Annotated in this window: 10 protein-coding genes and 1 pseudogene; 4 read left to right on the top strand and 7 right to left on the bottom strand. The window is 41.9% G+C overall.

Translation table 11 applies throughout. The annotated features are described in order from the left end of the window. Positions 1-50: 50 nt before the first annotated feature. The 6 genes from ndk to RJ01_RS02095 all read right to left on the bottom strand — a co-directional run bounded on the left by ndk (position 51) and on the right by RJ01_RS02095 (position 6,190). Positions 51-482 (bottom strand): nucleoside-diphosphate kinase, encoded by a 432-nt coding sequence (gene ndk, locus RJ01_RS02120; RefSeq protein WP_004782097.1) that lies wholly within the window; start codon positions 480-482, stop codon positions 51-53. Positions 483-591: 109 nt separating this feature from the next. Beyond that, on the bottom strand, positions 592-792 hold the full coding sequence (iscX, locus tag RJ01_RS02115; protein WP_005232138.1) for a Fe-S cluster assembly protein IscX: 201 nt from the start codon (positions 790-792) through the stop codon (positions 592-594). Positions 793-880: 88 nt separating this feature from the next. Continuing rightward, the gene (locus RJ01_RS02110) at positions 881-1,432 is read right to left on the bottom strand and encodes a phosphatase PAP2 family protein (RefSeq protein WP_004782094.1); all 552 of its coding nucleotides are present in this window, start codon (positions 1,430-1,432) and stop codon (positions 881-883) included. A gap of 1,418 nt (positions 1,433-2,850) precedes the next feature. After that, on the bottom strand, positions 2,851-3,867 hold the full coding sequence (gene ilvC, locus RJ01_RS02105) for a ketol-acid reductoisomerase (protein WP_005232140.1): 1,017 nt from the start codon (positions 3,865-3,867) through the stop codon (positions 2,851-2,853). A gap of 107 nt (positions 3,868-3,974) precedes the next feature. After that, a complete protein-coding gene (gene ilvN, locus RJ01_RS02100) occupies positions 3,975-4,466 on the bottom strand; it encodes an acetolactate synthase small subunit (protein WP_004782091.1) in 492 nt (163 codons plus the stop codon). Beyond that, complete coding sequence (locus RJ01_RS02095) at positions 4,463-6,190, bottom strand: acetolactate synthase 3 large subunit (RefSeq protein WP_034169906.1); 1,728 nt, start codon at positions 6,188-6,190, stop codon at positions 4,463-4,465. Before RJ01_RS02095 ends, ilvN begins: the two co-directional genes overlap by 4 nt. Before the next feature lie 682 nt (positions 6,191-6,872). On the opposite strand from RJ01_RS02095, the gene RJ01_RS02090 reads away from it, so the two are divergent. From RJ01_RS02090 to holA, 4 genes are all read left to right on the top strand, one after another. Beyond that, positions 6,873-7,223, top strand: a complete 351-nt coding sequence (locus RJ01_RS02090; protein ID WP_005232144.1) for a DUF4124 domain-containing protein — start codon at positions 6,873-6,875, stop codon at positions 7,221-7,223. A gap of 120 nt (positions 7,224-7,343) precedes the next feature. Further along, positions 7,344-9,965 (top strand): leucine--tRNA ligase, encoded by a 2,622-nt coding sequence (leuS, locus tag RJ01_RS02085; protein ID WP_034169905.1) that lies wholly within the window; start codon positions 7,344-7,346, stop codon positions 9,963-9,965. A 283-nt stretch (positions 9,966-10,248) separates the two neighbouring features. Further along, a complete protein-coding gene (locus RJ01_RS02080; protein WP_004782084.1) occupies positions 10,249-10,782 on the top strand; it encodes a hypothetical protein in 534 nt (177 codons plus the stop codon). Positions 10,783-10,791: 9 nt separating this feature from the next. Next, the gene (holA, locus tag RJ01_RS02075) at positions 10,792-11,790 is read left to right on the top strand and encodes a DNA polymerase III subunit delta (protein WP_034169904.1); all 999 of its coding nucleotides are present in this window, start codon (positions 10,792-10,794) and stop codon (positions 11,788-11,790) included. Here holA and RJ01_RS02070 read toward each other — a convergent pair. Further along, positions 11,787-12,176: pseudogene (locus RJ01_RS02070) on the bottom strand (bacteriohemerythrin). The gene holA and the pseudogene RJ01_RS02070 sit on opposite strands and share 4 nt — an antisense overlap. Positions 12,177-12,601 lie beyond the last annotated feature (425 nt).

Genomic DNA, 12,601 nt, shown 5'->3' with positions numbered 1-12,601 from the left:
AAAAAAACCAGATAAGTATAATAACACTTATCTGGTTTGAATACTGCGTATTAACGAGTACGTGGAGCAATCTCAGTTTGCGCGAAGAAGTAGTTAATTTCGCGGTCAGCAGATGCTACAGAGTCAGAACCGTGAGCAGCGTTTTCGTCGATGCTTACAGCGAAGTCTGCACGGATTGTACCAGGAGCAGCTTCTTTAGGGTTAGTCGCGCCAAGGATGTCACGGTGAGCAAGAACAGCGTTTTCGCCTTCAAGAACTGAAACAACAACTGGACCAGAAGTCATGAATGCAACTAGGTCACCGAAGAAACCACGTTCTTTGTGTTCAGCGTAGAAGCCTTCAGCTTCAGCTTGAGTCAGGTGTTTCATTTTAGTCGCAACGATTTTAAGACCTGCTTTTTCGAAACGAGCAAAGATGTCACCGATGTGGTTTTTAGCAACTGCGTCTGGTTTTACGATAGATAATGTACGTTCAATAGCCATGATTGGCTCCTTAAGTCAATTGTTGACATGAAAATTTGCCGCATTATACCGAATAATGGACTTTTTTCTGCCTTTAAACTGTAAAAAAATTGCTTTTTTCAATTGGCAATTAACGTGCTTCGTCAATCCATGCCATTTGAATGGCTTCCAGAAGCCCTTCGGTTGATTTGGTTGGATCATCTTCAAAATCAGGAAGTGCACATACCCAGGCATGCAGGTCAGTAAAGCGAACCCATTGCGGATCCACGTCTGGATGCGCTTCATACAATTCAATCGCGATATCGAGGGTATCAGTCCAACGTAAACCCATGTCTATTCCTAAGCCTATTTACTGTGATGTAGTACTTTAGCAAATCTGCAAATTTCTGCGAGCCTTTGCCAGATCATCTCGTAATTTTTTACAACATGATATTAAAAAAAGGTGCCGTAAATACAATCATGGTGGCTACCAGTGCGCCCAATATGGCTCCTACCGCCACATCACTCGGATAATGCAAGCCTAAAACCATTCGAGAGATCGCCACCAGAATGGCAAATGGCAACATTAAAAACAGCAAGAAAGGTACGATATAACCCAGTACGATTGTGACCATCACCGCATGCAAGGTATGTCCCGAAGGAAAACTAAAATGGTCCAGCGGATGCTCACAAAGCCGAATCACCTGATGCACCTGGTAAGGACGTGGCCGTACTGTTTTGGTTTTTAAGAGTTTATAAATCAGGGTCCCAACCATACTGCCAAACACCAGATAAACAATCTGTAAGGTATACATCAGACCCTGAATCAGCCAGACGGCAATGAGCATCAAATACCAGAATACGCCATTGCCCAACCGGCTAATGATTTTAAAAAAAGCCGCAATGCGTTCTGAATGTGAAAAATGATTAAGATAAATACAGCCTTTTAAATCAATTTCTAAAAACTTTAATTTTGCATTCTGAAATTTCATTGTAGAGCTCTTATTGTTTTATGCCCTGCATTTCAGGTTTTGTACGACTGAAAAATAGAGCTTGTTCAAATTGACGCATGAGATAATCGCTATTCACCTTTTTTAGTTTCTTAATACCTGCATCCTTCTGTAATCGTTATAAATCGCCTAATTCAAACATCTAACAGATGAATTCTTACTACTATCCCAACCTACTCAGCCAACTTTTCCGATCATGTTGCAGCTGTAAACAAGTACATCCATGATCATTAGCGATCATTGCTCCACCGCTGGCCATCGCCTCCTGCACTATATTTTCTAAGCTTTCAATCCGACCTATCCCTGAACTGTTAATAGATAATTTATTTATACTGGTATTCAGTGAAATAAGTCTGAATTACCACATTCAATTCATTCTTTGAGAATAATTATCTAGCCTTTAACAAAACCTGAGAAGGATCGAATGTGCTTCGAGTATAGTGCAGTTATAGCGCCCAAGACTTTGGTGAAAATGTATCTGGAAGCCGCTTCTTGCCTTGCTCTTACTCAAAATTTGGTTATTTCAAAGCATTTAAAAGTTAAAGAGATATAACTATCCATACTTTTGATCAAGTATGAAATTAAGGTGTGACTGTTTTATGAATTGATTTATGGGAGCTGAATATTTCTTACATTATTAAACTTGCTGATGCTTTACGCCTGTTCTATCTGCCTTTTCAATTTCTTTACTATACTTCTGCTCAACTAATAACCGATTAAATACCTGATTCATGCCGATGGATTCAACTTATAAAATAATTGCCATTTTGGGATATGATTTATTTTTTGAGATCACCTTTTATCCTCAAATTCCCAGTCAGGCAACAAAGCTACTCCAAACAATAAACATAAAATTGGAATTAAGACAGCTAACAATAAACTTAATGAAAACCAGCTAAATCCCCAATACATCACGATAAATAATCGTTTGGATTTGTTGCTATAAAGTTTCGGTATTTTTAAATTCGACTCCACATTGCTCAAGCTCTTAATCACCTACTCCCACTTCAGTCCAAGCATAGATATGATTTTCCATATTAAAAATTCAGTTCGATCTTTCATCTTATCTTTTTATATTTATTTAAATTATTATTTGACTATATAAAAAACCCACTCTAGTGAGTGGGTTTTCGCATTCAAATCAAATGATTCAAGAAATTAGTTTTTCTCTTTATCTATGATTTTGTTTGCTTGAATCCAAGGTATGAACGAGTACAAAACACTGTTTTGTACGAAGTGCAAGGAAGCAAAGCATTGCTTTGAATGAAGCGCAAGGAATGAAAACCACTGCTTTCCTTTCTTTGAGGCACACAATTTTAACCAATGATGTTAGTCATTTTTACAAGATATAAAAAAGCCCCTGTTATAAAACAAGGGCTTTGTGACTCAGAAATTAGAACTTAGTTCTTTTCTTTATCAACAATTTTGTTTGCTTGGATCCAAGGCATCATCGCACGCAGTTTAGCACCAGTTTGTTCGATACCGTGAGCAGCGTTTTGACGACGGCGAGCAGTCATAGATGGGTAGTTCAACGCACCTTCTTGGATGAACATCTTCGCATATTCACCAGATTGAATACGTTTAAGCGCATTACGCATTGCTTCACGAGACTGTTCGTTGATTACTTCAACGCCAGTTACGTATTCGCCGTATTCAGCATTGTTAGATACTGAGTAGTTCATGTCCGCGATACCGCCTTCGAACATCAAGTCAACGATCAATTTAAGTTCGTGTAGACATTCGAAGTACGCCATTTCAGGCGCATAACCAGCTTCAACCAGAGTTTCGAAGCCCATTTTAACCAGTTCAACAGCACCACCACAAAGAACCGCTTGCTCACCGAACAGGTCAGTTTCAGTTTCTTCACGGAAAGAAGTTTCGATGATACCAGTACGGCCGCCACCTACACCTGAAGCGTAAGAAAGCGCAACATTACGAGCATTACCAGAAGCATCTTGGTGGATCGCGATTAAGTCAGGAACACCTGAACCACGTTGGTATTCAGAACGTACAGTATGGCCAGGAGCTTTAGGCGCAACCATGATTACGTCTAGGTCTTTACGTGGAACAACTTGGTTATAAAGAACAGAGAAACCGTGAGCGAATGCAAGAGTCGCGCCTTCTTTGATGTTTGGCTCGATCACGTCGCGGTAAAGTTGAGCTTGGAACTCATCTGGAGTCAAGATCATTACTACGTCAGCTTGAGCTACAGCAGCAGGAACTTCAGCAACTTTAAGACCAGCGTTTTCAGCTTTTTTCCAAGAAGTAGAATTCGCGCGTAGACCAACAGTTACGTCAACGCCAGAATCTTTAAGGTTAAGCGCGTGTGCGTGACCTTGTGAACCGTAACCAATGATTGCTACTTTCTTAGATTGGATAATAGATAAGTCGCAGTCTTTATCGTAAAAAATTTGCATTGCTGTCTCCGCTTAAATGCTTGTGTGTCCGTTTCATCAGGCAATGATCCTTGATCACATTGCCTGAAGCCCCCTTCTTATTAGAATGAGGAAATAATTTAGAAAATTTAGATGGTTAGTACTTTTTCGCCGCGTGCGATACCTGATACGCCTGAACGCACCACTTCCAGAATCGTGTTTTCTGCTAATGCATCAATAAAACCGTCGATTTTCTCAGTCGTACCCGCGATTTGAATCGTGTAAGTTGTTGGCGTTACGTCAACCACCTGACCACGGAAAATATCGGTCGTACGTTTGATTTCATCACGGGTTGCGCCTAAAGCTTTCACTTTGATCAACATCAATTCACGTTCAATATGCGCACCTTCAGACAGATCCACCACTTTAACCACTTCTACCAGCTTGTTCAGCTGCTTAGTGATCTGTTCGATCTTGTGATCATCACCATAAGTCGTCAAAGTCAGACGTGAAAGTGTTGGGTCTTCAGTTGGCGCAACGTTCAATGTTTCAATGTTGTAGCCGCGTTGTGAGAATAAACCTACCAAGCGAGAAAGCGCGCCTGCTTCGTTTTCTACGAGTACAGAGATAATATGTCTCATTTCGTGCGCTCCCCTTTTGCTAACCACATATCCTGCATCGATTGACCCGCAACCAGCATTGGATATACGTGTTCTGTACGGTCAACCATTACGTTAATAAATACGCACTTGTCATTGATCGCCATCGCTTCTTCAAGCTTAGACTCAAGCTCGTCTGCATGGTCAATCTGAATACCTACATGACCATAAGCTTCCATCAATTTTGCAAAGTCAGGTAAAGACTCTACATAAGAGCTAGAGTGACGGCCTTCGTAGTTCATGTCTTGCCACTGTTTCACCATACCCAGGGCACGGTTGTTCAGGCATAGAATTTTAACGTTCAAGCCATATTGCTTACAGGTAGAAAGTTCCTGGATACACATCTGAATAGACGCTTCACCAGTAATACAAACCACTTGCTGATCTGGGAATGCAAGCTTAGCCGCCATTGCATATGGCAGACCCACACCCATGGTACCTAGACCACCAGAGTTGATCCATTGACGAGGACGCTTGTAGCGATAATGCAATGCACCGAACATCTGATGCTGACCAACGTCAGAGGTAATGATCGCTTCGCCATTGGTGACTTTGTCTAGAGCACGAACCACTTGCTGAGGCTTCATCGAACCATCAGTCGGTACATCGAACTTCAAGCCATGAACCTGACGCCATTCATCAATCTGTTTCCACCATGCCGCAATCGCTTCAGGATTTGGCTTGGACACATTCATTTGCTTCAACTGGTTCAGCATTTCGTTCAGCACAGGTTCTACTGCACCCACGATTGGAATGTGCGCCATGATGGTTTTAGAAATGGTCGCCGGATCGATGTCAATGTGAATGACTTTGGCATTCGGGCAGAATTTCGCAGGGTTATTGGTTACACGGTCATCGAAACGCGCGCCTACACACAGAATCACGTCTGCATTGTGCATGGTCATGTTGGCTTCGTAAGTACCGTGCATACCCAACATGCCGATGAACTGTGGATCATCGCCCGGGAATGCACCAAGGCCCATCAGGGTATTGGTAACCGGGTAACCCAATAGATGCGCAAGCTCAGTTAATTGTGCTGAAGCATTGCCCTGAACCACGCCGCCGCCTGAGTAAATCACTGGGCGTTTCGCATGAATCAGTTCATCAATCGCTTTACGGATTTGACCTGAATGACCACGGTATGGTGGCTGATACGAACGCATCTTCACTTTTTCAGGATATTCGTAAGCAAATTTCTCTGCCGGGTTAGTTGCATCTTTAGGAATATCAACAACCACCGGACCTGGACGACCAGAAGCAGCGATATAGAATGCTTTTTTGATAATTGCCGGAATTTCGCTGGCATGGCGAACCTGGAAGCTGTGCTTAACGATTGGGCGAGAAATACCGACCATATCAGTTTCTTGGAACGCATCCTCACCGATCAAATGGCTTGCAACCTGACCAGACAGGATCACCATTGGAATGGAATCCATATAAGCTGTTGCAATTGGAGTTACGGTATTGGTTGCGCCCGGACCTGATGTCACAAGCACGACACCAGTTTTACCTGTTACGCGCGAGTATGCATCTGCCATATGGCCGGCAGCCTGTTCGTGACGTACGAGGTAATGATTAATTTTGTCTTGTTGAAATAGCGCGTCGTAGATATGTAGAACTGCGCCGCCTGGATATCCAAAAACATGTTCAACGCCTTCATCCGCTAATGCGCGAACGAGCATTTCACCACCAGATAAAAGTTCCAACGTGATTCACCCTAATATTATTCACTGCACAAATGGGAGGCATTTGCAGTGTTCATTCATTAACTGTCTGCACTGTTATAGCACATAAATTTCATAGTTTTCATAGCAATAGGAAAAAAAATCTGGTCTCTTTACTGTTCGAGCAATACAAGACCTAAAACATGTTGGGATAAACATATTTTGCTTAGCTTTGTTCAATTTCTCGGCTAGAGAAATCGCCCACTGCATGAAATGACACTTGTTCGAAGGGTGATCGATCTAAGGCATATAAAACTACTGCAGCATTCTTGTGTTTTCAGTCTGTAAAGTCAAGTTTAAAAAACAGGCTATTATTGTTTATACGTCTAAAATTTGCTGCTTTTACAGACAATTTCGACTTTAACTGTGGTTTTTAGCTTTAAAATTTTAATTTAAATCAATAAATTTCATATACTTAAAACTTTAATTTTATAAATTTTTAATATGTCTTATATAAAAAAATTGAATGAATTTTTAAGAAATTCAATGCAACTGTTTATAAATAAATTTCTTTTTATATAAAATTACTCTTTTTTAGCATTAGCTTGAAACATAAAACCACTACTGATCACAAAATTAATTGAATTAAAAATCATCTTATGGCAAAAAACTCTCTACAATAAAAACTCTATTTAACCGCTTGAAATTTTCAGGACTTTTACTGATGAAAAGATCTTTCCTGACCGCATTAAATTTTGCTACTACGCTTGTTTTAGGTGTAGCGAGCAGCTCTGCTTTAGCGATTGAATATTATAAATGGGTAGATGCCAAAGGCGTGACTCACTACACTAAAACCCCGCCTCCTAAAAATGCCAAGCACAAAAGCAAAGTAGAAACCTATGGCTGGACCAATTCCGCGCCTACACCATCAAGAACAACCGAAAATGAGAACCAGACCGAAACGGGTAACTCAAATTCATCTGCACCTGTGCCTGTCGTTTCTGAAAATGAGCAGCAACAGCGTGAAGCCAATGAAGCTTTACAACGTGGTCAGTCTGAGCGTGTAGCTTTCTAATCATACTCGTCTGTCAATTTAGATTTTTCCTGCAGAATCCCATCCGCAAAATTCACTATAAGTGCATTTTGCGCTATGCTGTGCCTCATAATTTTTTAACCGTTCTCTTGTATTACGTATATGACTACTCACATTGACTCAGAATACCAAGCCAGTGCGATTGAGCCTCAAGTCCAACAGGACTGGGAATCTCGCAAAGCCTTTAAAGTTGCCGACACTATAGAAGGTCCACGTCGTTATATCCTCTCGATGTTCCCTTACCCAAGTGGCAAACTGCATATGGGTCATGTGCGTAACTATACTATTGGTGATGTAATCAGTCGTTTCCACCGTTTAAAAGGTGAAACTGTATTACAACCAATGGGCTGGGATGCTTTCGGTCTTCCTGCAGAAAACGCTGCTATTGCACACCAGGTCGCTCCTGCAAAATGGACGTTCGAAAATATTGATTACATGCGTAATCAGTTGAAGAAACTTGGCCTGTCTGTAGATTGGGATCGTGAATTCGCAACCTGCACACCAGAATACTATCGCTGGGAACAATGGCTATTCGTTCAGCTTTATAAAAAAGGCCTGATCTACCGTAAACTTTCTACAGTCAACTGGGACCCAGTAGACCAGACCGTTCTTGCCAATGAACAGGTTGAAAATGGTCGCGGCTGGCGTTCAGGTGCATTGGTTGAAAAACGTGATATCCCAATGTACTACTTCCGCATTACTGACTATGCGCAAGAATTATTGGATGACTTAGACACACTCAAAGACGGTTGGCCACAACAAGTCTTGACCATGCAACGTAACTGGATTGGTCGCTCACAAGGGATGGACATTACCTTCCCTTCAGCGAATCCAGACATCTATGCAGATGGTTTAACAGTATTCACCACACGTGCTGACACTTTAATGGGTGTAACTTATGTTGCAGTTGCAGCAGAACATCCAATGGCATTGAAAGCAGCAGAAAATAATCCTGAGCTTCAAGCATTCATTGAAGAATGCCGTATGGGTTCTGTGGCAGAAGCGGATCTAGCGACTGCCGAGAAGAAAGGCATGGCAACAGGTCTTTCTGTAAAGCACCCTGTAACAGGTGAAGAAGTTCCTGTTTGGATTGCAAACTATGTATTGATGTCTTATGGTTCAGGTGCGGTGATGGCGGTGCCTTCACACGATGAACGTGACTTCGAATTTGCCAATAAATATGGCTTAACCATCAAGCAAGTGATTGATGCCAAAGGTGCTGATGATAGCGAGTTTGATGCAAAACAATGGCAAGAATGGTACGGTTCTAAAGAAGGTAAACTGGTTAATTCAGGTGAATTTGATGGTTTAGATTTCCAAGGCGCATTTGATGCTTTCTTGGCAAAACTAGAACCACAAGGTCTTGCCAACGTGAAAGTTCAATTCCGTTTACGTGACTGGGGTGTTTCTCGTCAACGTTATTGGGGTTGTCCAATTCCAATGATCAACTGTGACACGTGTGGTCAAGTTCCAGTGCCTGAAGACCAGCTTCCTGTTGTACTGCCAACTGACGTGGTTCCAGATGGTTCAGGTAACCCACTGAACAAAATGCCTGAGTTTTATGAAACTAAGTGCCCATGTTGTGGTGGCGATGCGCGTCGTGAAACAGATACGCTAGACACATTCGTAGAATCTTCTTGGTACTATGCACGTTATGCATCTCCAGACTTTACTGATGGCATGGTAAAACCTGAAGCAGGTCAAACCTGGCTTCCAGTAAACCAATACATTGGTGGTGTTGAACACGCAATTCTGCACTTGTTATATGCACGTTTCTTCCACAAATTGATGCGTGACGAAGGCGTGGTACAAGGTAACGAGCCGTTCACCAACTTGCTCACTCAAGGTATGGTGCTTGCGGATACTTATTACCGCGAATCTGAATCAGGCAAGAAAACCTGGTTTAACCCTGCCGACATCGAACTTGAAAAAGACGAAAAAGGTCGTATCACTTCTGCGAAATACAAAGAAGATGGTCAAGACGTTGTCGTTGGCGGTCAAGAGAAGATGTCGAAATCGAAAAACAACGGGATCGACCCGCAAGCGATTATTGACCAATACGGCGCAGATACTGCACGTGTGTTCATGATGTTTGCTGCACCACCTGATCAATCACTTGAATGGTCTGATGCCGGTGTTGAAGGTGCAAACCGCTTCCTGAAACGTGTATGGCGTTTGGCAACAGGTTTCCTTGAAAAAGGTAATACTGCGACTGAATTCGATAAAGCCGCTCTTTCTACAGCTGCGCAAGACTTACGCCGTAAGACTCACGAAACCATCCAGAAAGTGGGTGATGACATCGAACGTCGTCACGCATTCAACACTGCGATTGCAGCAATGATGGAACTGTTAAATGCGAACAACAAGTTTGAAGCGAAAGATGATAATGACGTTGCTGTAGCACGTGAATCGATCACTACGCTTTTAATTTTACTTGCGCCATTTGCACCACATTTAAGTCAGACTTTATTGGCTCAGTTTGGAATCGAGTTAACTCAAGCGCAGTTCCCACAAGTGGATGAATCTGCATTGACTCGTAATACCCAAACCATCGTGGTTCAGGTCAACGGTAAACTTCGTGGCAAACTTGAAGTGTCTGTGGATGCATCTAAAGATGACATTCTTGCGCAAGCGAAAGCTTTACCTGAAGTTCAACAATTCCTGACTGGTCCAACCAAGAAAGAAATTGTGGTACCGAATAAGCTAGTGAACTTGGTGGTTTAATTTAATCCCCCTAAATCCCCCTTTACAAAAGGGGGACTTTCCACTTCAAATAAAAAAATGAAGTCTCCTCCCTTTTTCAAAGGGAGGTCGGGAGGGATTAAATTAACCTATCCCTAACCATCTCCTTGTAGGAGAGGGAAATTCCTTCACCCTTTGGGAGAAGGTTAGGATGAGGGAAAGGATTTCACAATTCCAAACAAAGCCCGTTGCCAGCCAACGGGCTTTGACTTTACAATTCGGTTCAGGATTTCAAATATTTCCCTGAGGGAAAAAGAGGATACTCATGCATTTAGGCAAACGTTTAGCAGCAATTGTTTTAACTTGTGGTCTAAGTGCAGGCCTCGTTGGCTGTGGCTTTCATTTAAAAGGAACCAATCCGAGTTCCGCACCTGTAGCTTACTCAGTCATGAGTCTGGCCCTGCCTGACAATACTGAAGATCTTCAGGAAAAACTAGCCGTTTACTTAGGTGCTGCTGGAGTACAGCTGAGTAATGCACCTGATGCTTATGTCTTACGTGTCCTAGATTACACCCCTCGCCGTTTAGAATTGAATGGTAAATTGGTGGAAACTTTATTACGCTTGAATGTCACTTTCCGAATCGAAGATGCACAAGGCAATCCGGTGACTGAACCCCGTACAGTAATCGCGACCCGTACCTATCAATATGATATTGAAACCGTAAATACGGATGACCAGGAACAAAAATTCTTAAATCAGGTCCTGATTGATGATGTGGCCCAGCAGATTGCCCGTCAAATTTCATCGAATCGTTTGCCATTGGCAAAACCAGAAACTTCGACTCAACCAGCCCAATAAGACGACCCAATGAAACTTGACTACCTCCAGGCATTAAAACGTGTCAATGAAGCTCGCGGTGCCTGGGTGTTGCATGGTCAGGAGCCTTTGCTGGAACAGAACTTGGTAGATGCCTTTCGTAGCAGCTGGCAAAGCCGTGAAGTTGAACGCCAGCGTTATGATATTAGCTCTGCCTCTGACTGGAAAAATGTCTTCAATGCTTTAAACAGCCTGTCATTATTTTCTAGCCAACTGGCAATTGAAGTGCATGGCAATATCAAACCGGATGCCAGTGGTCTCAAACTGTTAAAAAACTATCTGCAACAGGACAGTGACAACCTGCTATTGGTAGTCATGCCGAAGCAGGATGCCAGCAGCCTGAAATCCAGCTTTTTCCAGACCATTGATGCCAATGGCGTAAATGTAGCGCTAGTGGCCAACTACCCAAAAGATCGTCAACAGATCCTCGGAATTGAAGCGGAAAAACTAGGAATTAAGCTGGCCAATGACGCCTGGCAATGGTTAGAGCAGCATCATGAGCACAATTTGCTGGCAGCCAAAAATAGCCTGATGCGAGTGGCGGATACTTTTGCTGAAGTAGATATTATCCAGATTGACCATCTATATGCCTGTTTGCAGGATCAGTCCCGTTACAGCACCTATGACCTGAGTGATGCCTTATTAAATGGGAATCTGGCGCAATCAATTAAGATTTTCCAGTATCTGATTGCATCAGGCGAGCCAATGAGCCTGATTTTGTGGAGTATCAGCAAAGAAATGCGTCTATTGATGCAATTATTTGAACAGCCACAAAATGCCTTACAAATCGGTATCTGGAAGACTAAAGTGAGCTTATATCAGCAAGCCTTGCGTCGTTTAAGTCCACAGCGCTTTTTAAGCTGGCCTCAGCTTTTGATCCGGATCGACGCTGCAATTAAAGGGATGTCCAGAGAGAACCCTGAACATCTGATCTTGCAGGCCATTGCTGAAATGTGCGGTCAAAGCTTGTTTGCATCCTCGAGTGCCTAACTAAAGAAACGCGCGAACCAGCCTTTGCCTTTTTTCTTTTTCTGTGTTCGCAGATAACTCAACATATTGTCCCGTACTGCTTCGACATAATCCTGATCATCGTGCTGAATATGGTTGGTGAGCCATTTGGACAGAAGACAATACAAATCTTTTTCAATGGACTAACCTTGCTCAAACTTCAGGCGATAATCATTTAATTTTTTGACAAATAATTCATGTATACCGCGATGTGAAGTCAAATATTGATAACTCACCTGTTCCAGCAGGTTTTCTTCAAAGCTGAAATGTGACTGGGTATAGTCAATTAAATCGTCTAGAACCTCCCGGATTTTATCGCGATCTCCGGTACTTTTGACCTGCTCTAAAGCATTTATATAGTCCAGAATCTAGCGATGTTGATGATCAATCACCTCAATTCCAATATTGTAACTTCCATTCCATCTATGAACCTCATCAATTTTCTTAGTAAAGTCGTATTATTTTTCCGCTCATTAAATAAGCATATTCTCTTAATGAATAAATCCATATTTTTCTATGGAATTAGGTATCACAAACTTTATTTACTTAAATCTATATGTAAAACATATATTTTTTAAATTTTAATAGAACACATCATTCGAAAAATTGGATTAAAAATAAAAGAGGTTAGCTTTAGTACACAATTATTTTTACAACAAATATCATTAAAAACTTCCATGATATTGAGCAGCATTATGGCGTATTTTTATCAGCAGTTTAGTGGCCAGGTTTTTGCATGTAGTCTATCTAAGACGTACTTTATACTCCCATGAAGTTTTAATTGATTAATCAT

This window comes from Acinetobacter sp. YZS-X1-1 (assembly GCF_000804305.1).
Lineage (GTDB): Bacteria > Pseudomonadota > Gammaproteobacteria > Pseudomonadales > Moraxellaceae > Acinetobacter > Acinetobacter variabilis.
The sequence above is the reverse complement of the archived record's forward strand: the minus strand, read 5'-3'. Positions and strand labels throughout refer to the sequence as shown.